Source organism: Pantoea sp. T14 (genome assembly GCF_036663535.1).
Classification (GTDB): Bacteria; Pseudomonadota; Gammaproteobacteria; order Enterobacterales; family Enterobacteriaceae; genus Pantoea; species Pantoea phytostimulans.
This window is the reverse complement of sequence record NZ_JAWUEB010000025.1, coordinates 341,885-363,641: the sequence shown is the minus strand read 5'-3', so window position 1 is coordinate 363,641 and position 21,757 is coordinate 341,885. Positions and strand designations below refer to the sequence as shown.

Annotated in this window: 18 protein-coding genes; 6 read left to right on the top strand and 12 right to left on the bottom strand. The window is 50.6% G+C overall.

Features of this window, described 5'->3' with window-relative positions; all coding sequences use genetic code 11:
- Positions 1 to 305: 305 nt before the first annotated feature.
- Together SC127_RS14535 and SC127_RS14530 are read left to right on the top strand one after the other, a co-directional pair.
- Positions 306 to 647 (top strand): hypothetical protein, encoded by a 342-nt coding sequence (locus SC127_RS14535; RefSeq protein ID WP_332626989.1) that lies wholly within the window; start codon positions 306 to 308, stop codon positions 645 to 647.
- Positions 648 to 738: 91 nt separating this feature from the next.
- Positions 739 to 1,035 (top strand): VF530 family DNA-binding protein, encoded by a 297-nt coding sequence (locus SC127_RS14530; RefSeq protein WP_215848646.1) that lies wholly within the window; start codon positions 739 to 741, stop codon positions 1,033 to 1,035.
- A gap of 114 nt (positions 1,036 to 1,149) precedes the next feature.
- On the opposite strand, the gene mqo is transcribed toward SC127_RS14530, so the two are convergent.
- The gene (gene mqo, locus SC127_RS14525; protein WP_332626988.1) at positions 1,150 to 2,802 is read right to left on the bottom strand and encodes a malate dehydrogenase (quinone); all 1,653 of its coding nucleotides are present in this window, start codon (positions 2,800 to 2,802) and stop codon (positions 1,150 to 1,152) included.
- A 274-nt stretch (positions 2,803 to 3,076) separates the two neighbouring features.
- Here mqo and SC127_RS14520 point away from each other — a divergent pair, with 274 nt between their 5' ends.
- Positions 3,077 to 4,708: a sensor histidine kinase gene (locus SC127_RS14520; protein WP_243079184.1), complete on the top strand. Its 1,632-nt coding sequence runs from the start codon at positions 3,077 to 3,079 to the stop codon at positions 4,706 to 4,708.
- Complete coding sequence (gene dcuR, locus SC127_RS14515; RefSeq protein ID WP_332626987.1) at positions 4,705 to 5,424, top strand: two-component system response regulator DcuR; 720 nt, start codon at positions 4,705 to 4,707, stop codon at positions 5,422 to 5,424. Before SC127_RS14520 ends, dcuR begins: the two co-directional genes overlap by 4 nt.
- Here dcuR and SC127_RS14510 read toward each other — a convergent pair.
- Positions 5,405 to 6,385 (bottom strand): FAD:protein FMN transferase, encoded by a 981-nt coding sequence (locus tag SC127_RS14510; protein WP_332626986.1) that lies wholly within the window; start codon positions 6,383 to 6,385, stop codon positions 5,405 to 5,407. The genes dcuR and SC127_RS14510 overlap by 20 nt on opposite strands.
- A 62-nt stretch (positions 6,386 to 6,447) precedes the next feature.
- Entirely contained in the window at positions 6,448 to 9,225 is a 2,778-nt protein-coding gene (locus SC127_RS14505) for a flavocytochrome c (RefSeq protein WP_215848642.1), read from the bottom strand.
- A gap of 599 nt (positions 9,226 to 9,824) precedes the next feature.
- Between SC127_RS14505 and SC127_RS14500 the strand changes: the two genes are divergently transcribed.
- Both SC127_RS14500 and fumA read left to right on the top strand, forming a co-directional pair.
- Positions 9,825 to 11,336, top strand: a complete 1,512-nt coding sequence (locus SC127_RS14500) for an anion permease (protein ID WP_243079186.1) — start codon at positions 9,825 to 9,827, stop codon at positions 11,334 to 11,336.
- A 175-nt stretch (positions 11,337 to 11,511) separates the two neighbouring features.
- A complete protein-coding gene (gene fumA, locus SC127_RS14495; protein WP_243079187.1) occupies positions 11,512 to 13,158 on the top strand; it encodes a class I fumarate hydratase FumA in 1,647 nt (548 codons plus the stop codon).
- Positions 13,159 to 13,265: 107 nt separating this feature from the next.
- On the opposite strand, the gene SC127_RS14490 is transcribed toward fumA, so the two are convergent.
- The 9 genes from SC127_RS14490 to SC127_RS14450 form a co-directional block, all read right to left on the bottom strand.
- Complete coding sequence (locus SC127_RS14490) at positions 13,266 to 14,228, bottom strand: LysR family transcriptional regulator (protein ID WP_215848640.1); 963 nt, start codon at positions 14,226 to 14,228, stop codon at positions 13,266 to 13,268.
- Positions 14,229 to 14,411: 183 nt separating this feature from the next.
- On the bottom strand, positions 14,412 to 15,104 hold the full coding sequence (locus SC127_RS14485) for an amino acid ABC transporter permease (RefSeq protein ID WP_243079189.1): 693 nt from the start codon (positions 15,102 to 15,104) through the stop codon (positions 14,412 to 14,414).
- A 17-nt stretch (positions 15,105 to 15,121) separates the two neighbouring features.
- Entirely contained in the window at positions 15,122 to 15,814 is a 693-nt protein-coding gene (locus SC127_RS14480; protein WP_243079429.1) for an amino acid ABC transporter permease, read from the bottom strand.
- Between the two features lie 85 nt (positions 15,815 to 15,899).
- Complete coding sequence (locus SC127_RS14475) at positions 15,900 to 16,718, bottom strand: transporter substrate-binding domain-containing protein (protein WP_243079190.1); 819 nt, start codon at positions 16,716 to 16,718, stop codon at positions 15,900 to 15,902.
- 22 nt (positions 16,719 to 16,740) lie between these two features.
- On the bottom strand, positions 16,741 to 17,478 hold the full coding sequence (locus SC127_RS14470; protein ID WP_215848639.1) for an amino acid ABC transporter ATP-binding protein: 738 nt from the start codon (positions 17,476 to 17,478) through the stop codon (positions 16,741 to 16,743).
- A 169-nt stretch (positions 17,479 to 17,647) separates the two neighbouring features.
- On the bottom strand, positions 17,648 to 18,214 hold the full coding sequence (locus SC127_RS14465) for a peroxidase-related enzyme (RefSeq protein ID WP_215848638.1): 567 nt from the start codon (positions 18,212 to 18,214) through the stop codon (positions 17,648 to 17,650).
- Positions 18,211 to 18,693 carry a CMD domain-containing protein gene (locus SC127_RS14460; RefSeq protein WP_332626985.1) on the bottom strand — a complete coding sequence of 161 codons (483 nt, stop codon included), beginning with the start codon at positions 18,691 to 18,693 and terminating at the stop codon, positions 18,211 to 18,213. The genes SC127_RS14465 and SC127_RS14460 overlap by 4 nt, the downstream gene beginning before the upstream one ends.
- A complete protein-coding gene (locus SC127_RS14455; RefSeq protein ID WP_332626984.1) occupies positions 18,690 to 20,156 on the bottom strand; it encodes an NAD(P)/FAD-dependent oxidoreductase in 1,467 nt (488 codons plus the stop codon). The genes SC127_RS14460 and SC127_RS14455 overlap by 4 nt, the downstream gene beginning before the upstream one ends.
- Before the next feature lie 532 nt (positions 20,157 to 20,688).
- The gene (locus tag SC127_RS14450) at positions 20,689 to 21,756 is read right to left on the bottom strand and encodes an SDR family oxidoreductase (RefSeq protein ID WP_215848635.1); all 1,068 of its coding nucleotides are present in this window, start codon (positions 21,754 to 21,756) and stop codon (positions 20,689 to 20,691) included.
- Between the last annotated feature and the right edge of the window lies 1 nt (position 21,757).

Here is a 21,757-nt window from a genome sequence, read left to right as displayed (position 1 = left end):
ACCACAACCCAACGATGAATGCCTGCCAGCGAATGACAGGGTTTTATTTCACTCTAGCCCCGTGGGTTGGCTGCAAGACGTTTTGGGGCAACCCGTGACGCGTGCGGTTTACAGCGTTTAGCCAGCCATATTGTGCCTGTCCGGCCAATTGACATGGATTTAAACCTGCTATCAAATGCGCCATCCTCTTTGCTGAACCGTTGTTATGAACAAACCGACTCTTCCTGGCTTTCTCTTTAGCTTGCTGATGCTTTCCACCAGCGCCTCTGCCACGCAGGTATGAAAGCAACGGTGTGCGTACCGGCATGACACAAACTCCTGATGAACAACCCGTGCTGATTAGCATCGCTTTTCCCGGCCATGCGCAGTCAAATATTATGATTTCGTATAGCGCGAATGAAAAATGCACCAACAGTGCCAACACCTTTTCTTTGCCAGTTGATCACACCACTTTTGAGGTCGATTACCGCTGTACCCTAATCGATGAAAAATCGAGCGTGCAGCATTTCTCTATTACTGATGCCAAAGCCGTTGCTTACCTCTACGGAAGGTTACAGGCGGGATTTACCGTGGTGCTGCATCGCAGTATCAAAGTTTATGTCGCTAATTTTACCTATCCAAAACAGGGTTCCTCACCCGATTTGTAAGACTTCTCCTCACGCTTTTAATCGCAAATCTTGCACATCCGCACGCTGACCGTTAGGGTGTGCAAAATTTTCTGACATCGCTGGATACACCATGACTTCTCACACTTCAAAAGATCCCTTGCACGGCGTTACGCTAGAAATGCAGGTGAATAGCCTGGTTGCGCATTATGGTTGGGTTGAGCTGAGCAAACGCATCAACATCAACTGCTTCAAAAGCGATCCCAGCGTGAAGTCCAGCCTGAAGTTTTTACGCCGAACACCTTGGGCGCGCGCAGAGGTTGAAGCGCTTTATCTCGCTTCGCTGGATGAAGTGGATGATGTAAAAGAGGATGAGCCGGATGAATCGGCTGAGGATCCTTGGTCGAACTGGCGCGGCAATCAAGAGTAATTGCGGGATAAAGACAAAAAGGGCTGGTTTAAAACCAGCCCTTTTACTTTTTAATTCGCGGCATCAGCAATGATTTATCATCCGCGTATCCGCATCATTAATTTTTACGCGAGATTACAGCGCCATGTCGTGTTGCGCGTCTGCCGCTTTATGCTCAGTGGCTGGGGCAGCTGGCGCGTCCGCGGTTTTGCCCGTCATGTTAATCACCGGCGGTTTGGTCAGTTGCAGCGTTGCTGCGGTGTCATCCCAAACGCTTTGCGCCAGTGCCGCATCGTCGTTCAGCTTTTTGCCGTAGCTCGGCACAAACTTGTGCACTTTTTCCTGCCACTCTGGCGTTTTAAACTGTTCTGGGAACAGTTTCTGAACCACGCTCAGGGCGATCGGTGCTGCAGTTGATGCACCCGGTGATGCACCCAACAGTGCCGCAACGGTTTTCTGCTGATCGGTCACAATTTCGGTGCCCAATTTCAGCACGCCGCCTTTGTCTGCATCTTTCTTGATGATCTGTACGCGTTGACCCGCCTGGATCAGTTTCCAGTCTTCTTTCTTAGCGTTTGGATAGTACTCTTTCAGCGCCTCGAAACGATCTTCTTCGCTCAGCATTACCTGACCAACCAGATATTTGACCAGGTCAAAGTTATCCAGACCCACGTGCGTCATTGGCACGACGTTTTTGGTGGTGGTCGTGCTTAACAGATCAAACAGCGAACCATTTTTCAGGAACTTGGTTGAGAAGGTCGCAAACGGCCCAAACAGCACAACCTTTTTGCCATCCAGAAAACGTGAGTCCAGATGCGGAACAGACATCGGTGGCGCACCTACAGAAGCCTGGCCATACACTTTTTGGTTGTGGCGGTTAGCCAATACTGGGTTTTCTGTTACCAGGAATGAACCACCGACCGGGAAGCCCGCGTAGTTATCCGCTTCAGGAATACCGGTTTTTTGCAGCAGCTTCAGTGCACCGCCACCTGCGCCGATGAAGACATATTTCGCATCAACCTCACGCTCTTCACCGCTCTTGCCATCTTTGATGGTGACATGCCAGGAGTTGTCGCCGTTGCGTTTGAAGTCGGTAACTTCAGAAGAGGTTTCCAACTTGAAGTTTTCATTCTTCTTCAGGCTACCGATCAGCTGACGGGTGATTTCACCGTAGTTGACGTCGGTACCTACTGGCGTCCAGGTTGCGGCCACTTTTTGTTGCGGATCGCGGCCTTCCATAATCAGCGGAGACCATTGCGCGATCTGCTTATGGTCAGTAGAGAATTTCATGCCCTGGAACAGCACAGTTTTCTGCAGTGCTTCATAGCGTTTGCTCAGGAATTCAACGTTATCACCCCAAACAAAACTCATGTGTGGCGTTGAGTTGATGAAAGAGTGTGGATTTTTCAACACACCGCTTTTCACCTGCGCAGTCCAGAATTGACGAGAAATCATAAACGCTTCGTTGATTTCCAGCGCTTTGCTGACGTCGATTGAACCGTCTGCACGCTCTGGCGTGTAGTTCAGTTCCATGTTCGCTGAGTGGCCGGTACCTGCATTGTTCCAGCCATTAGACGATTCCAGCGCAACACCGTCGAGTTTCTCAACCATTACCTGTTTCCAGTCCGGTTGCAGCTCTTCAAGCCAGGTGCCTAATGATGCACTCATGATGCCGCCGCCAATTAACAGGACATCGGTTTTTTCTGGTGTGGTTGCAGCTTGCGTGGCAGATGTCACTAATAAAGCCAATAGGGAAAGCGAAGGAAGTACTTTTGTTGATTTAATCATTACGGTCTGCAATTTAACGGTTGTGGTTAAAAAAAGTCCGCGAAGTTTAAAATATTGTTACTTATTAGTTGATTTGTTTTTAGTTAATTAATTAAAAAACAATGCCACTTATTTATTTAGTTACAAAATAATGTACGCTGTAATGCGTCACTTTCTTTGGTTAAGACGAGTCTTATCCCTGTTAAGCTGCAACGCAAGCCTATACTGATGAAGGTTCATCGCGTATGTTTCACAACGTTAAAATGAACTCACCCTTTTACTTTGAAGCATTGCCATGAACCCCTCTTTGCCGCGTAAACCGGGACGTAAACGTCCAATGAAACTTAGCACCCTGACCACGCTAATGATGGTGGCAGTGATCTTCACGGTGCTGCTTAGCGTTCATCTGCTCTATTTTATTCAGATAGATAATTTCACCCGCTCCCACGTCAAAGATAAAGCGCTGGCCGTTGCGCGCACCTTAGCTGACGATCCGCAAATCCAGCGAGGGTTAACACTATCTGCTGACCAGAGCATGATTCAACCTATCGCCAAAGCCGTACAAAAGCGCAACGATTTATTGTTTGTGGTGGTGACTGACATGAACGGCATTCGCCATTCGCACCCCAACACAGCCTTAATTAATCAGCGTTTTAAGGGCGCTGATTTGCTACCCGCCTTGGGCGGTCATGAAAATATCTCGGTCAATCACGGCACGCTGGTGGAGGCATTACGCGTTTTTACGCCCGTCTTTAACGCGCAGCATCAGCAAATTGGCGTGGTGGCGATCGGTATATCGCTTAGCGATGTGTCGGCGCAGATCTCTAAAAGTCGTTGGAATATCTTCTGGACCATTTTGCTTGGCGCTTCGGTGGGATTACTTGGCGTGCTCATTCTTGTCAGGCGACTAAAAGGTATTTTGCTGGGTCTGGAGCCTCATGAGATTTCCAGCTTGTTTGAGCAGCGTCAGGCGATTCTCGATTCGATCAAAGAGGGCGTGATTGCCGTTGATGAACAGGCGCGCGTTACGTTGATCAATCAGGCCGCGCAGCAATTGCTACGTGAAACAGCCATTGAAGCCCCGCTTAGCGGCGATCGCGTGCCCGAAAACTCCCTGATGCTGAATCATTTGCGAGACGCGCTGCATGGCGGCAAAGCCTGGCACGATGAAGAGTTGAACGTGCGGGGTCGGATCATGATCAGCAATACCGTGCCGGTTCGTAGCCGTGACCGCATTATTGGCGCGGTGTGTACCTTCCGTGACAAGACCGAAATCAGCCAGCTGATGCAGCGTCTGGACGGCATGGTAAACTATGTCGATGCGCTGCGGGAACGCTCCCACGAATTTATGAATAAGCTGCATGTTATTCTTGGCCTGCTGCATATGAAAAATTATGCGCAGATGGAAGCGTACATTTTAAAAACCGCGAATAATTATCAAACGGAGATTGGTTCGCTGCTACAACGCATCAAATCACCGGTCATTGCTGGCTTTCTGTTAAGTAAAATAAATCGGGCCTCGGATCAGGGACATCGTTTGATGCTCAGCGATGCCAGTTATCTGCCTGACAGCGGCAGTGAACAGCAGGTAGCGGTATTGATTACTGTTATCGGGAATTTGATCGAGAATGCGCTCGAAGCGTTGGATCAACAACAGGAAGGTGAGATACACCTGCTGTTGCATTACCAGCGTGGTTGGTTGTCGTGTGAAGTGAGTGACGATGGGCCGGGCATCCCGGCTGAGATTGAAACCGCTATTTTCGAGAAAGGGTTCTCCTCAAAAGGCGATGATCGTGGCGTGGGCCTGTTTCTGGTTAAACAGCAAACAGAGAGCCTTGGCGGGAATATCAGCGTCGAATCAGAACCGGGCGTGTATACCCAATTTTTTGTACAACTCCCGTGGGATAAAGGAAATAAAGTTTCATGATCAATGTGTTAGTGGTTGACGATGATGCGATGGTCGCAGAGCTGAATCGCTGCTATATCGGCCAGGTTGCAGGGTTTACTTGCTGTGGAACCGCGTCGACCTTACAACAAGCGAAAGATCGATTAATGCAAACCGATCCACCCGTGGATCTCATCCTGCTGGATATTTATATGCAGCAGGAAAACGGTCTGGATCTGCTGCCAGAATTGCGCAGCTCTCAGCGCCCGGTTGATGTCATTATTATCTCTTCAGCGGCCGATGCAGCGACCATTAAAACGTCGCTGAACTATGGCGTGGTGGATTATCTGATAAAACCGTTTCAGTTTTCGCGCTTTGAAGAAGCGTTAACCAGCTGGCGGCAAAAACGTGTGCAGATGGACAACCAACACTATTATCAGCAAGCAGAGCTGGATCAGCTGATTCATGGTAATCCTCCCGCCACCAACGAACAAAAGCGCTTGCCCAAAGGGCTTACGCCGCAAACGCTTCGCACGTTATGTCAGTGGATTGATGCGCATCCCGGAACGGAATTTTCCACCGATGAGCTGGCAACGGAAGTCAATATCTCGCGCGTATCTTGTCGTAAATACCTGATCTGGCTTGCTGAAATAAATATTCTGTTTACCACTATTCATTACGGTGCCACCGGCAGGCCGGTTTATCGCTATCGTCTGCAAGCGGAATGTCACTCTTTACTCAAGCATTATTGTCAGTAAAACAGCTCAACTGATATTGATGATCCAGCAGCTCAAAATTGAAGTGGCGTTGTGATGAGCAGATAACGCGCTGATCACGGGTGACGAAAATGGCTTCTATGTCAGCGTGTTCGGCAAGATACGCGATGCCCTTTTCGACACCCATGCCATACAACAGCGTGGTATAGATATCGCCATCAATTGAACGATCAGAGATTATGGTCACGCTCAGTAATTCATTGTTCAGCGGATAGCCCGTTTTAGCATCCAGAATGTGATGATAAATTTGGTCATTAACCTGGAAATAGCGCTCATACACGCCTGACGTCACCACTGATTTATTCACTACTGTGATCACACCAATCAACGCATCGGTTGCGGCAAAAGGCTTTTTGAGGCCAATCGCCCAACCTTGTTGATCAGCAGGCTCGCCCAAGGTTTGTACGTTGCCGCCCAGATTAATCAATCCGCGCGTAACGCCTTGCTGGCGCAGAAAGCCCTGCACGCAATCGGCAATATAGCCTTTTGCAATCGCGCCTAGATCAATCTCCATTCCCTCTTTCGCTAAAAATACGGAATGCGTTGATTCATCTATTATCACGTCATGCGGATCACAGCGCGTCAGACAAGCCGACAGTTCGCTTTCTGGCGGTACACTGTTGCCCTGAAAACCAATCTTCCAACATTTTACGACCGGGCCGATGGTGAAGTTAAAAATGCTGCCGGGTAGCAAGCTGACTGCTTTGGCACAGCGAATCAGCTCGAAAACACGCGGGCTAACCTGAACCGGATGCTGACCTGCAGCCAGGTTAATATTCATCACTTCCGAGGGCGTACGGTTTACCGTAAGCAGATTTTCCTGATGCTTGATTAAACGGAAAACATCTCTGGCCAGGGCTTCATTATGATCGAAGAGTTTGAGCTGAATGGGCGAGCCCATTAATACAGCGGAGTAAGCATAGACTGCGTCGCTTGTTGACATGATCGCCTCTGCTTAAGCGTTGAAAAGCGCTGTGCCCATATTGTCATGGGCACAGCTAACGTTTAACGTCGGGCGAAAGCCGCAGCGTTACGTCCCGCCAGAATACCGAAAATGATAATATCTGCCACCGCGTTACCGCCAATGCGGTTAGCACCGTGGATACCACCGACCACTTCACCCGCAGCCCAGGCACCGTTGATCACCTGTTTTTGGCTGTCCAGCACGGCGGTATCAGGATTGATCGTCACGCCGCCCATCGTGTGATGCACACCCGGCGCAATGCGAATCGCATAGAACGGGCCTTCATTCAGCGGATGGCGCAGCGCAGTAGTACGGTTGAAGTCTTCATCTTTCTGCTTAATCACAAACTGATTGTAGCGATCCAGCGTCGCTTTTAAGGCGTTTTGATCCATATTCAGCTTCACCGCCAGCTCTTGCACAGTTGGCGCGCTGTTCACGAATCCTTTGGCAATGTATTCGTCAGCGGCTTTATTGTTTTGACGAACCTGTTCATCAAAGATAATCCAGGCACTTTTTTCCGGTAACGCGATGATCTCTGCAGAGACTTTGTCGCGCGTTTCCATCTCATTGAAGAAGCGTTGCCCCGCCTGACTGACTAAGATGGCCCCGCCGCCACGAATGGACTCAGAAATCAGATAAGACGTGGTCTGCTCAACGGTAGGGTGTATTTGGATTTCGCCCATGTCCACGGTATCTGCCCCGATGCGTTGCAACATAGCGATACCGCTGCCGGTGGCGCCTTTATGGTTCGTTGTAACAAAGCCATCCAGCTCAGGACGATACTGAACCACCATTTCGCGGTTTGCGCTGAATCCGCCCGTCGCCACAATCACGCTTTTCGCATACAGGATACGGCTGTCGTTGTACTCATCAACAACCTTCACCCCAGCAACCGCGCCGTTTTCATACAGGATTTCAGCGACTGACGTTTCTAACAACACCTCAATGTTACGTTTATTAATGTTTTTCACCAATCCGCTGATCAAGAAGCCACCCACCGCAGAGCGGTCAGCAGGACGGTGCGTACGGTCAATACTCATACCGCCTGTGATGGTGATATCGTTCAGTTCGATGCCGTGATCAGCTAACCAGTCAATCGCTTCAGGGGCCAGTTCAACAAATTCTCTTAACAACACCGGATTGTTTTTGAATTTGCCGCCTTTAAGGGTTTCTTCATAGAACAGCTCTTTGCTGTCTTCAATGCCCCTGAGTTTCTGATAACGGGTTTCCGCTGCGTTCATGCCAACGGATGCTTTGATGGTGTTGCCCCCGATGGTAGGCATTTTTTCAATAATGACGACGCGCGCGCCTTCATCACACGCCTGAATCGCCGCAGCCAGACCTGCACCCCCGCTGCCGACAATCACCACATCATAGTTTTGTGGTGCCGCAGGATTACCGCCCTCCTCAATTACGTGCTCTTTGCTGGAGGTGGCCATGGCGCGAGAAACCGCTTTTTTCAACGCTTCACTTTGCGTAGTTGCCCCGGTGATGGCATCCACATGTGGGCTGTTTGCCACCAACATGCGGGTACGCAAGCTTTCAAAGGTGGTGGTGAAATCAACATCCAACGAATCATCAGGCACCAGCGAAATATCGGTAATACGGTCGGTATCAAGCGTGACGTTGATTTTCAGCTTCAGCGCTTCCGCCTCAACTTTTTCCTGATAAACGCCCGCTTTGTATTTGCGACCGCTGTCGCTGACGTCACGAATCATCGCGTCCACCAGCGAGAAGCGCCACAGCGGCTCAGGAATGTTCAGTGCCTCGCGCTGGGTGCTGTCGATGTAAAGTTCAAGCTGCTCATTATTGATAATGCGGTCAGCCCAGTTGGGATAGGCGATGCAGGCTTTACCCACCGCGACCAAATCAAAACCGTGTTCCAGCGCAGATTCCGCATCCGCTTTGTTCAACACGCCGCCGACACCAATCACCGGCACTTTCGCCAGCGTTTCAGAACGCATGGCGCGGAACTTGGTGATCAACGGTGTAGGGTCGCTGGTATCAACAATGGAAGGTCGCAGCAGCTGTCCGACGGAGAAATGCACATAATCCAGCCCGCGCGCCGCCAGTTTTTCCAGCAAATACATCGTGTCGTCAAAACGAATGCCGGGCACTTCGAGCTCTTCTGGCGAGAATCGATAGCCAATGATGAAGCCTTTGTGCGCGAAACGGTCTGCCATTTTGTGAGTAATGTCGAGTACTTCCAGCGGAAAGCGGGCGCGATTGTCGCGACTGCCGCCCCACTTGTCATCACGCTGGTTGGAGTTTGGCGAGTAGAACTGCTGGATGAGATAAGTATTTGCGCCGTGAATTTCTACGCCATCAAACCCGGCCTTGATGGCGCGGTTAACGGCATCACCAAATTTGGTGATCATCACGTCGACTTCTTCTGCTGTTAACGCTTGTGGCGTCGTCGCCCCTTCACGCGGTGCGGCGATGGCGCTTGGCGCTACCGGCTTTTTGCCGCCGATCAGCTCGGGTTCGACCATGCGGCCGCCGTGGTAAATCTGCAAAATGGCGAGTGAACCTTCCGATTTGATCGCGTCAGCAATGCGCTTTAATCCAGGTATTTTGTTGTCGCTATCAATGCCGATAGCGCCGGGAAACGCAGGGCCTTTGGTGTCAATAAAACAGCATTCAACGATCACGGTACCAATGCTACCTGCGCGGCAACGATAATATTCCACTAATTCGCTGGTGACGGTTCCATCATAAAAACCGGTGCAGGTCGTCATGGGTGCCATGACAAGACGATTTTTAAGCACGGCACCGTTTGGCAGCGTAAGAGGATTGAGGATCGGGGTGAGCGTATTCATTTATGATCGACTCCAAAAATTAAAAAACCTTGAATTCTTTTGCGGACGCTATTTCTCAAAGAATAAAGTGGTCCGATGTCATGCTGTAAATATACCAATTTCTTTAGCTATATAATCGATAAATTTAGTTTTTTAACTTTTTAATTATTTGGAGTTAATTATTGCTGTTTTGCTAAAATAATATTTGACTTAATTGTTAACCATAGGTTGACAAAAATCAACCTTTCATTTACAATTTAAATATATACCTATAAAACAACAAGTTACAAATAAGTAAGACCATACAAAAATAAAGCCTCTGGCTAATCTCAGCCTGCAATAGATTTAATGCATCTGAAATTCACGTTATAAAGAATGAAGCTTGTTAAAAAAGAAAACGTCTTTAATTATTTCTTGATCTAGATCAAAATCATTAATTATATAAATCGCAAAATATTCTCATCCACCCAATAAAGAGCTTCACAGCAATTGGGAAATAAAAAATGAAATACTTCACCTGTCGCGATTAAACCGCTAAATAATCAGAAAAGAAACTAAAGTTAATGTTAGCGAACTATCGTGGCGTAAACCGCATCCTTATCAACTTGTAGACCAAAACTATGAAACCACTATCAACGATGAGTGAACCCCCAAAAGCGGCACCTGCTGCAACCGGGCAAAAAAAACGCTATATCATGTTGTTTCTTCCTGTCTTAGTCGCTGTTCTGTTACTCCTCGTTCCGGTCCCTGCGGGACTTGAACCTCACGCCTGGCATTTCTTTGCTATTTTCGTGGGCGTCATTATCGGTTTGATCTTTGAACCGCTGCCCGGCGCGGTCATTGGGTTAACCGGTGTGGTGGTCATCGCCTTGTTTAGCCAATGGCTGCTGTTTAGTCCGGCAGAACTGGCTGATCCGACATTCAAAACGGCAACGCAAGCCTTTAAGTGGGCGGTCAGCGGATTCGGCAACTCAACCGTCTGGTTGATCTTCGGTGCCTTTATGTTCGCTGCGGGTTATGACAAAACGCAGTTTGGTCGTCGACTGGCGTTGATTTTAGTGAAGTACCTGGGACGTCGCAGCCTGACATTGGGTTATGCGATTACCTTCGCTGACCTGCTGCTCGCACCGTTTACGCCGTCTAACACCGCACGCAGCGGCGGCACTATTTATCCCATTATCGCTAACCTTCCTCCGCTTTACGGCTCTAAACCCAACGACCCAAGCGCCCGTAAAATTGGCTCTTACCTGATGTGGGTTGCTATCACTGCCGCATGTATCACCAGCTCTATGTTCTTATCCGCCTTAGCCCCTAACCTGCTGGCGCTGGCGCTGGTAAAAAGCATTATTGGATTTGAAATCTCTTGGGGAACCTGGTTCCTGGCCTTCCTGCCGCTGGGTATCTTGCTGATTTTAACCATGCCTTTACTGGCGTACTTGTTCTATCCGCCAGAAGTCAAAATCAACGATGAAGTACCGCGCTGGGCCAGCAGTGAACTGGAAAAACTGGGTCGTCTGTCACGCAACGAAATTCTGTTACTGATCTTCGTCGTCTGCGCACTGCTGATGTGGATTTTCGCAACAGCATGGATTGAACCGGCTATGGCTGCGCTGCTGGTGGTAGTACTGATGCTGTGGACCGGCGTCCTGAACTGGAACGACATCACCAGTAACAAACCGGCCTGGAACACCTTTGCCTGGTTTGCCACGCTGGTCGCGTTAGCGGATGGTTTAGCACGCGTTGGATTTATCGCCTGGCTGGGTAAAGAAGGTGGGCATTTGCTGAGCGGCTTCGACCCACAAGTCGCGGCGGTAATGCTCATGATCGCCTTCTTCTTACTGCACTACCTGTTCGCCAGCACCACTGCACATACCACCGCGTTGTTACCCGCCATGTTGACCATCGCGGCCTCAATTCCAGGTATCAACATGCCCGTCTTCTGTCTAATGATGGTTACGTCGTTGGGTGTGATGGGCATTATTACCCCATACGGCACCGGCCCAAGCCCGATTTATTACGGTAGCGGCTACCTGCCAACCAAAGATTACTGGCGCCTGGGCACTATTTTCGGTGCTATCTTCCTGGCCGCCATGATGCTGATTGGTTATCCGTGGATGGTGTGGATGTTCTAAAAGCGCGATACAAAAGCGTGTAGATCAACGGCTTGTATTATACCATTCCAACACTTGCCAGCCCGTCATCTCCTCGGCGGCTGGCAAGATAATAAAAGATTTCATTCTGCCAATGGTGTTGTTTCTTCTCCGACAAGAGGGAGAACGAAGCTGCAGATCATTAAGTGAGCATAAAATGTCGAATAAGCCTTTCTATTATCAGAACCCTTTTCCACTTACCCATGAAGAAACTGAATATTATCTGCTGAGCAGCGATCACGTTTCAGTTGCCGAATTTGATGGTCAGGATGTATTGAAAGTCGATCCTCAGGCGCTTACCCTGCTGGCCCAACACGCGTTCCATGATGCCTCCTTTATGTTGCGTCCTGCGCATCAGCAGCAAGTTGCCTCAATCCTGCACGACCCGGAAGCCAGCGAAAACGATAAATATGTGGCGCTGCAGTTTTTGAAAAATGCTGAGATTGCCGCCAAAGGTATTTTGCCCACCTGTCAGGACACCGGCACCGCGATCATCATGGGTAAAAAAGGTCAACGCGTCTGGACCGGCGGTGGCGATGAAGCCGCGCTGTCGCAGGGCGTTTACAACACATTTATTGAAGACAACCTGCGCTATTCACAGAATGCTGCGCTGGATATGTATAAAGAAGTGAATACCGGCACCAACCTGCCCGCGCAGATTGATCTCTACAGCGTGGATGGCGATGAGTATAAATTCCTTTGTATTGCAAAAGGTGGCGGTTCGGCCAACAAAACGTATCTCTATCAAGAAACCAAAGCGCTGCTTGCTCCGGGCAAGCTGACAAATTATTTGGTCGAAAAAATGCGCTCGCTGGGCACCGCTGCCTGCCCGCCTTATCACATTGCGTTTGTGATTGGCGGCACTTCCGCTGAAAGTACCCTCAAAACCGTGAAACTGGCCTCAACGCATTACTACGATTCTCTGCCCACTGAAGGTAATGAGCACGGCCAGGCATTCCGTGACGTGCAGCTTGAGCAGGAGTTACTGGAAGCGGCGCAAGGTCTTGGTTTAGGCGCGCAGTTTGGCGGCAAATATTTTGCTCACGATATTCGTGTGGTGCGTTTGCCGCGTCATGGCGCATCCTGCCCGATTGGCATGGGCGTATCTTGCTCTGCCGACCGTAATATCAAAGCGAAGATTAACCGCGACGGTATCTGGATTGAAAAACTCGAAGACAATCCCGGCCAATATATTCCCGCAGAACTGCGTCAGAAAGGCGAAGGCAATGTGGTTAACGTTGACCTCAATCGTCCGATGAATGAGATTCTGGCCCAGCTTTCTGAATACCCGGTTTCTACCCGCGTATCGCTGACCGGCACCATCATCGTGGCGCGTGACATTGCTCATGCCAAGTTGAAAGAGCGTATCGATAACGGTGAAGGTTTACCGCAATACATCAAGGATCATCCGGTCTATTACGCGGGTCCAGCCAAAACGCCAGAAGGCTATGCTTCAGGTTCGCTTGGCCCAACAACCGCAGGTCGCATGGACTCCTACGTTGACCTGCTTCAGGCGCATGGCGGTAGCAAAGTGATGCTGGCAAAAGGCAATCGCAGCCAACAAGTGACGGATGCGTGTCATAAGCACGGCGGCTTTTACTTAGGCAGTATTGGTGGCCCGGCAGCGGTGTTGGCTCAGCAAAGTATTAAAAGCCTGGAATGCGTTGAATACGCAGAACTGGGAATGGAAGCGATTTGGAAAATTGAGGTGGAAAACTTCCCTGCCTTTATTCTGGTCGATGATAAAGGCAATGATTTCTTCCAACACATTGAGCGCAATCTGTGTGCGAAATGCGTTAAGTGAAGGAATGAAGCCGATGCTGTCTAAACGTCACCTTTGACAGCAGACGGCACAGCCTGAATTGCTAAAAAGGTCTGAGTCCAACTCAGACCTTTTTTATTTCCTCTTGATCATTCATCGCTATTGAGCCATCTCATAACCCGGGGGTGTTCAGCCGCAGTCAGACGCTGAAAAGCGGGCAGCAGCGCTGCAGCGGCATCTTCCAGCGCACCAATCAAGGCTTGCGCTGCGACCGGCAGCTGTCGATTTTGCTGCGTGATAACGCCAAAGAAATAGGGAATATCCTCTTCCAGCGGAACAATCGTGACGCCTTCCAGCGGAATACCCCACGCCGTTACCGGTTCAAGAATCGCCACGCCCAGCCCGGCGCGAACGCAGGCAAGAATATTGGCCGACGAATTGGTTTCAATCATTTCATGAGGCGCAACCTTGAGTTTTTTCAGCGCCTTTTCGAAACGGCCTCGCAAACGTAGCGGATTCAAGGGTGCAATGAGACGACGTCCTGCCAGGCAAGTCAGCGTAAGCTGCGGCTCTTTCGCTAAAGGATCATCATGGCGTAGCGCAACCACACAGCGCGACTGCCCAATCCAGTGTAAATCCATCGCATGGTGTTCCAGCGGCAGGCTGCAAAGGCCGATATCCGCTTCGCCCGTAATCACCGCGTGCGCCGTTTGCTCGGCAGATTCGCTAATAATCTGCACTTTGTTTTGCAGATCCAATGTTGCCAACGCCTGGGGCAGCAGCCCGGCGGCCAAGGCAGGTGTCGCAGCAATACTCAACGGGCGATGCTGTTGATGACCAATTTCTTCCGCACGTAGCCGAATTTGTTGCAGTGATTGCAGCGCTTTTTGCACATATTGATGCAGTTGCAACGCTTCTTCACTGGGGTGAATACGCGGTCCATTACGGATAAAAAGCAGATATCCCAGCGACTGTTCCAGCTCTTTAATCAAGCGCGTAACAGCAGGTTGAGAGCGGTTTAACGCTTTGGCCGCAGCCGTGACGCTGCCGGTAGAAATCACTGCGGCAAAGGCTTCCAGCTGTTTCAAATCCAAATCATGTAACGTTGTCATTCAGAAAACATGTCCTGGCGAAAAGAATTCACGGCAATCATAGGGTAAACCATCATTTTTGTAGAAATCCTGCGACGACCCTTACCGCTTGATGGCGAAAGAATGTGAGTTTACCGCTGAAAGCGTTACAGCCCGACACCTGCCGGACTGTAACAACGTTGCGTTAAACAGGGGTTAACCCCATCAGGTTCTGACCCTGAGCGCTGCTTCAATTTTATCGGCGGCTTTTGTCACGATGTAAGCGATAACCATGTAGAACACCACCGCAATCGCAAAGGCTTCGAGATAATAGAAATTTAATGCTGCAGTCAACTGTGCCTGCGCAAAGATATCAATCACCTCAATGGCGAATGCCAGCGAAAGTGCCTTCATGATCACCATGAATGCGTTTGCCAGGTCAGGAATAGCCGCGACGATAATTTGTGGAAACAGCACGCGTCGAAACAATTGCGCTTGGGTATAGCCTAAAGAGTGAGCCGCATCAGCCTGACCGGCGTCAAAAGAGTTCAATGCGCCCTTCACCACTTCAGCCTGAAACGCTGCAACACAGGCTGTCAGCGCGACAATAATGATCACCCAGTTCGGCAACGAATGCGCATTCACATCAACGCCAAACATCGACGCCACAAAATGCAGTGCGGGCGGCAAACCGTAGTACGCAAGGAAAATCACCACCACCATCGGAACGCCTTTAAAGGCGATCTTGTAAGTAATGACCAACTGTCGCAACACCACAATGCGTTTGTGTTCAATGAACGCAAACAGGCCGCCAACCAGCGTTGAGAAGAGAAAAATCGTCACCGCCATCGCCAACGTGACAGGCACCGCCTCCATAATGCTGAGGAAGTCCGGCAGCAAAACGTCAATATCGAACATAATTATGGCTCCCCCCTTTAGACGTTTGCGGTGAATGTGATCTTCGCTGACGCGGTTTTCGAGGTGTATTTCGCATGGCGAAGCTCGAAGAAACGCACAATGATCCAGGCGATCAAGCACAGCAATGAGTAGATACCAGCCAACACCAGATAAGTACCAAACTGATATTGGTTGTAGTCGCGTTCCATAATCAAATGCGCCGTTGCCATCACATCCGCCGCGCCGATATACATCACCAACGCCACATTGTGGATCAGGTAAATAATGGCGTTGCCGTAACCCGGTAAAGCAATGTGTACCGCCTGCGGTCCGATAACACGGGTAAGCTTTTGGCGAAAGGTATAGCCGAGGCTGTCGGCGGCATCATGCTGACCGCGCTCAACCGCCAAAAATGCTGGACGCATCACCTCAGACAAATAGCCGCCGTGGTAAAGACTCAATCCCACCATTGAGGCTGTTGTCGCCGAGAGGAAATCGTCCATCCCAAACAATCCTGTCACCAGCGGTAAACCGTAAAACGCCACAAACAGTTGCAGCACCACGGGAACACTTCGGGCATAGGAGACATAGAGATCGGCCAGCTGGCTAATCACCGCAATCCTGCGTACCCGGAATGTTGTCGCCACCAGCGCCAGCACAAAGCCGACGAGTAAGGCGACAAACATAATGGCGAGCGTCAGCGGCAAAGCCGAAAGTAGCTCGGGAATCATGGAAGAGAGATCCACTTGAAACACTCCTGATTAAAAATTCAGCGTTTACCTGTCATCATCGACTCTGTGATGTTAAGCGGATCGATTACTTCATGTACCGAACAACGTCTTCGCCAAACCATTTCTGTGAAAGCTTATCCAGCGTGCCATCATCTTTCAGCTCTTTAAGCGCCTTGTTAACGTCATCGTTCAGCGCTTTGTTTTCATCTGATTTATGAATCATCACGTAGGTGTTATTGATTGATACCGGTTCGCTCGCTTTGATCGCCAGTTTCTGATTATCAATCACTGTCTGCTCACCCAGGTTAGAGGGCAGAATCAGGGCATCATACTTGCCGCTTTGCACTTCTTTCAGGCGATCTGGATAAGGAATACCGGCGCTTGAGGCTTTAATAGTGACCTCATCGCTTGGGTTCTCTTTCTGCCACTGAGTAACAAATTTATAGACGCCGCCACCTGCAGTTACCGGCACGATTTTCTTGCCTGCCAGATCTTTCATCCCGTTGATGTTGCTGTCTTTACGGCTGTAGATCTTCATCAGACTGGCACCGATTGGGCTATCTGGGATCAGGAACTGTTTGCTGCGCGCAGGCGCTTTGTAATAACCGCCGGAGACCATGTCATATTTGCCGGTAACAAGGCCGGTTTCTTGTGCCAGATCGGCGGCCCCCTCCATTACAAATTTGTACTGCGGCAGTTTAGCGTTGACCGCTTTAAGTACATCCGGCTCATAGCCTTGTGGCTCAACGCCGATAGCGCCCCATGACAGCGGCTTAGATTCTGCCGCCGTGGCAATTTTAATGGTACGCACGCTATCTGCGTAGCTAAACCCAGCGGTGGTCATTGCCAGGGCAACGATGCCCGGCATAGCGAGGCGACGTAATGTGGTTTTGATTGCAGGCATGTCTGTCTTTCCTTTTTAGTTTTTAGAGTACGCGTTCTGAACTGAGGAACTGAGCCAGTCGCGGTGTCGCAGGGTTGTCGAAAATCTCGGCTGGGCTGCCTTCTGCAGCGACCACGCCCTGATCCATAAAGACAATGCGGTTTGAGATACTTTTTGCGAACTGCATTTCATGCGTGACCAGCAATGACGTGATGCCTGAAGACGTCACTTCTTTGATCACTTTAAGCACTTCACTGACCAGTTCAGGATCCAATGAGGAAGTCGGCTCATCAAACAGGATCACATCGGGGCGAACCGCCAGCGCACGCGCAATACCGGTGCGCTGCAACTGCCCGCCAGAGAGCTGAGAAGGATAGTGATCTTGTTTGGCAGACAACCCAACGCGCTCCAGCTCCTGCATCGCAATGTCGCGCGCCTCTTCTTTAGACTTGCGTTGCACCACGACCAGCGGATCCATCACGTTTTGAATCACCGTCATGTTCTTGAAGACGTTGAATTGCTGAAACACCATCGCCGTTCGCAGGCGAATAGCGTTGATTGCCGCTTTGTTGGTGGACTGATAATCCATGCGGATTTGATCCAAGGCGATGGTGCCGGACGTTGGCTTCGCCAGATAATTGATACAGCGCAGCAGCGTGGTTTTCCCGGTTCCGCTTGGGCCGATGATTGATACCACATCACCGCGTTTTACCGAAAGATTGACGCCTTTGAGAATCTGGTTGCTGCCGTACGACAGTGTAATGTCATTGAGTTCAAGCATGGTTATTGACGCCCTTTTGCGTGAGAAACTCTGTTTAACGCGACTGAATTTGCCCTACCTGGCCTAAATAATGCGAATGGCAGAGAGGCGGCCAGCGTGTTCACCCTTAGGAATGGGGTCAGTTGCGTAGCCAGCGCCTTCGCGGTTCGAACGGTGACGGGAAGAAAGATCACTTTTCGATCTCTGCATGGCCGAGCACATGCATCAAACGATTAGCCCAACCGAAAATCGAAATAGCATGAATCAGGTCGAGTATTTCGTTGTCGTCCAGGCCTTCTGCTCGCAGCGCGTGAATATCTTCTGGCGTTGCCTGTGACGGTGTCACCGAAAGGCGACGGGCAAAACGGTAAATGGCCGCATCGCGTGCGTTGAGCGTTTCGGGTTTATTGAAATAGAGCGCGCTGACCACTTCATCGCTTTTGGTCAGTTGTGCATGGCGGCGGGCGTGAACAACCGCGCAATATTTGCAACCATTGACGATGGAAGCGCCTAACGCACCCAGCTCACGGTCAGCGCGCGCCAGGCCGCCTTCGACATACATGATCGCGTTAAATAACTCGGTGCGAGCCACATAGCTGTCCGGGTCATGTGCCAGCGTGCGCACATATTCTGAGACCTTCTTGTTAGAAGGCGTCACCTTCATCGCATTAAGTTGCTCGGGTGTGGCCTCGGCAAGTTCAACCGGCGCGATATAGGGATGCCAGGTCAACGGTTTCAGGCTAACTAAGGGGATCATGCTGACCTCATCAGGCGTAAGCCAGCCGCAACGCGTGTCTGGAAATTCACAAATGCAATCAGTTCAGAGAGCGCGACAATCTGGGCATTATTCAGGCCCGCCTGCTCGAGACGCGCAATATCATCTGCTGCTGCCTGATCTGGCGTCACCGTCACCAAATCAACATGGCGCGCAACGGTTGCCAACGGCTCAGGTAATTCTTGCGTGCCTGCGGCCAGCGCCTGCAACGTTTCTGTCGGTGACAGCGCGGTAAGCTGTGCGCCATATTCAGCGATCAACGCCTGATCTTCATTAAGAGCAGCAATGCGATGCGCTAACGCAATACGCAGATCGGGCGCGAGTCCGTGATTATTTGCGGGTTCAAGCACTGAAAGCCGACATTGCTCTGCGCCCGCTACAAATTCTGGGCGGAATCGACGTGCACGGAAAAGCGCGTCTTCCTGTGAAAGCCCAGCGGCCTTATCAATAGCGTCGATCACAACGCATTCTCCTGTTTAATTAAAGGGGTTGAATCAGTCCATTCGTCGCCCTGAAGTTCAGGGATGTCGTAAGCGACCAGGTTGGAGAAATGGGTTTCGACATCTTCGGCAAACAATGAGGCGGTGATGCCGCGCACTAACCGCTCGGCTCCGGCACTCACAGCGGGAATATCACCTGAAACCTTGCCGTGTGTGAGCATCGCCGCATCGTTAAAGCAGTAGACGTGCGCCAGCAACGGGCAGGAATCTGCAACGCGTTGCTGGAACTCAAATGCCGGGCCGAGATCGGGCGCTTCCAGCATATTGCTACGGGGCTCGCCCATATCTGGCGTGTAGCGACCATCAGCCCAGGTACGAATGTGCGGCGCAAGGGCAGCGAACTCCGCACGTCCGCTGAAATCATTTGAGAAACCCGTTGCTGCAATGAGAAAGTCGTAATGCATCGCCCCTTGTGTGGTTTCGATCAACAGACCTTTCTCATCTTGGTGAACCGCAACAATGCCGCAATCCAGCAGGAAACGGGCATTGGCATGGCGAGATACGCGCAGCGTCGAGGCGCGAGGCGGCGGCGTTTGCGTTGTCGCGGTGTAGTCGACAAATTTCCATTTCCACGCATCAGGCAATTGATGCATTCCGTGCACCACGCCCTGGCTACCAATGCCGGTCATTTTATTGATACGCGGCATCGCTTTTCGGCGGATCAGCATATCAACAGAACCTGCCCCCGCTTCAAGTGCAGTGGCCGCATTGTCCATAGAAGAAGCCCCAGCGCCAATGACGGCGAGACGCTTACCTTTCAAGGCAGCGAAATCGATCTCATCGGCTGAGTGCGCCCAGAACTGACGGTCAATGCCTTGAAGGAATTCAGGCACAGCAAAGCCGCCTAAACCCGAGCGGCCTGTCGCCAGAACCAGTCGACGGGTATAAACACGCCCGGTTTCTGCGCCTTCAATATCTATCGCAATCAGATCGTCCACGAAGGCAATCGCGGTCATGCGCACGTTGTTCTGTACCGGCAGATCCAGCACGTTGCGATACCAAATCAGATAATCCATCCACTGATCTTTGGGAATTTTGTCCAGTGCTTGCCAGGCTTCCGCTCCCCACTGCGCGGTAAACCAGGCGCGAAACGTGAGTTGAGGTAAACCCAGCGCGGGGCCATGCAGGCTTTTGGGTGAGCGTAGCGTTTCCATGCGCGCAAAAGTGATCCACGGGCCTTCGCGACCCGCAGGTGCGGCATCATAGGCAACCACATTGTTAATGCCGCTCAGCACCAGCTTTGCTGTGGCTGCCAACCCGCACATGCCAGCCCCAATAACCACAACATCACGCACCGCATTGCCTTGGTAAGTCCGCTCGGGCACCCACGCTTTGGCGGGCAGTTCAAGGAATGTCAGGTCTTGCTGGAGCTGGGCTTCAAGCGTGGCAAGGCCACTTTGCCCTGCTGATGTTGTATGCGTCATTGAATGGTATCCCTTTCTAAACTGACATTGGTTAAGCCAGATCGCGTTAAGTAAAACAGCGAATAACCTACTGATAGTGAGGTTTTTTATTATTGATAAATTGCATTATCAAACACTCAACATCCAATAAATGGATAGTAAACAGCAAGGTTTTGGATAATCCTCTTCGCTATTAAAAGAGTCAATAATGTCGGTCACTTATCAACCAATGAATTTCTTATATCTTATTGCGAAATTGATATAACGCCATTTTACTCGCTTGAGCTTTTATGATTTGCAGTTAGCAGGTTGAGCTGAAAAGATGTCGGAATAATTAGCTGAGGTAATATCTTTTAAGAGAGGAAATCGGCGTTAGCCGTAAAGCGTGGGGATGAAATCAGGAGTAAACGCACGGTATTCAGCGCAGAATAAAGCAAAACGGGTAACGCATAATGCGTCACCCGTTGCGCTATATATCAACTGCTTATATGACTATTAACGTCATGACAGCTTGTCAGGCACGCTGCCAACAGACAGCCCGCGAATAACGTCATTACTGCGGAATCACTTTCTCTTCTTTCAGCTTATCGAACAGCTCGGTGAATGAATCCAGCGAGCTACGATAACCGGTAAAGCCCGCTTTCCGGCTTTTGCTCATATCAGTGAACGCTTCCATTGGTCGGCCTAGATCTGCATCGGTGTGCCACCACGAAACCAGTTTGTTGATATCGGTTTCACGCAGCTGATAACGAGTGGCGATCTCTGTCCATGCCGCTTCTGCTTCCTGCATACGGTTCTCCAGCGGCATGATCTGCGCCGGATAATCCGCCGCTTCAACACCAAAATAAGCAGCCAGACGCGGCCACATCCAGTTCCAGCGGAACACATCACCGTTCACCGAGTTAAAATCTTCGTTAGCCGCTTCAGGCGATGTCGCGGCCCAAAGCAGCTGCTCTGCCAGCAAACCTGCATCCGTCACATCGACTACACCGTTCCACTGTTCTGGCGAACCCGGGAAGATGAATGGCCAACCTTTCTCACGGCACAGCGTGGCGTAGACGGCCAGCGTTTGACCCATGTTCATCGCATTGCCCAATGCGTAACCTACAATGGTGTGCGGACGATGCACGCTCCAGCGGTAATCATATTTTTCCGCACCCGCAAACACTTCATCTTCCTGCGCGTAATAGAAGTTATCAACCGGCTGACGTCCCTGCTCTTCACGGAATGGTGTGACCGGCACCGCGCCTTTACCGTAGGCTTCGAACGGGCCGAGATAGTGTTTTAGTCCGGTGATCAGTGCAACATGCGCGCCTTTTAGGCGATCGCCTAACGCTTCGATCACGTTACGCACCATCGCACCATTGACGCGGATATTCTCTTTTTCAGTGTCCTGACGTGCCCAAACGCTGAAAAACAGGGCATCCGGCTTCACATCTTTTAATGCTTCGCGAACGGCAGTTTCGTCAGTTAAATCAGCGGTCAGGCTGGCGCAACCTTCTGGAACGGCGCCACGTCCCCGCGAAAGGCCGCTGACCTGCCAGCCTTCATGCAATAATTTTTCTGCTAATGCACGACCATTAACCCCACTGATACCGACAATCAAAGCGTGTTTCTGCATT

Coding starts and splice junctions, on each gene's coding strand:
- dcuR (WP_332626987.1), top strand. CDS start 4,705: ATGATCAATGTGTTAGTGGTTGACGATGATGCGATGGTCGCAGAGCTG.
- SC127_RS14480 (WP_243079429.1), bottom strand. CDS start 15,814: ATGATTCCCGAGCTACTTTCGGCTTTGCCGCTGACGCTCGCCATTATG.
- SC127_RS14470 (WP_215848639.1), bottom strand. CDS start 17,478: ATGCTTGAACTCAATGACATTACACTGTCGTACGGCAGCAACCAGATT.
- SC127_RS14455 (WP_332626984.1), bottom strand. CDS start 20,156: ATGACGCATACAACATCAGCAGGGCAAAGTGGCCTTGCCACGCTTGAA.
- SC127_RS14490 (WP_215848640.1), bottom strand. CDS start 14,228: ATGACAACGTTACATGATTTGGATTTGAAACAGCTGGAAGCCTTTGCC.
- SC127_RS14450 (WP_215848635.1), bottom strand. CDS start 21,756: ATGCAGAAACACGCTTTGATTGTCGGTATCAGTGGGGTTAATGGTCGT.
- SC127_RS14510 (WP_332626986.1), bottom strand. CDS start 6,385: ATGTCAACAAGCGACGCAGTCTATGCTTACTCCGCTGTATTAATGGGC.
- mqo (WP_332626988.1), bottom strand. CDS start 2,802: ATGATTAAATCAACAAAAGTACTTCCTTCGCTTTCCCTATTGGCTTTA.
- fumA (WP_243079187.1), top strand. CDS start 11,512: ATGTCGAATAAGCCTTTCTATTATCAGAACCCTTTTCCACTTACCCAT.
- SC127_RS14485 (WP_243079189.1), bottom strand. CDS start 15,104: ATGTTCGATATTGACGTTTTGCTGCCGGACTTCCTCAGCATTATGGAG.
- SC127_RS14530 (WP_215848646.1), top strand. CDS start 739: ATGACTTCTCACACTTCAAAAGATCCCTTGCACGGCGTTACGCTAGAA.
- SC127_RS14535 (WP_332626989.1), top strand. CDS start 306: ATGACACAAACTCCTGATGAACAACCCGTGCTGATTAGCATCGCTTTT.
- SC127_RS14500 (WP_243079186.1), top strand. CDS start 9,825: ATGAAACCACTATCAACGATGAGTGAACCCCCAAAAGCGGCACCTGCT.
- SC127_RS14505 (WP_215848642.1), bottom strand. CDS start 9,225: ATGAATACGCTCACCCCGATCCTCAATCCTCTTACGCTGCCAAACGGT.
- SC127_RS14520 (WP_243079184.1), top strand. CDS start 3,077: ATGAACCCCTCTTTGCCGCGTAAACCGGGACGTAAACGTCCAATGAAA.
- SC127_RS14475 (WP_243079190.1), bottom strand. CDS start 16,718: ATGCCTGCAATCAAAACCACATTACGTCGCCTCGCTATGCCGGGCATC.
- SC127_RS14465 (WP_215848638.1), bottom strand. CDS start 18,214: ATGATCCCCTTAGTTAGCCTGAAACCGTTGACCTGGCATCCCTATATC.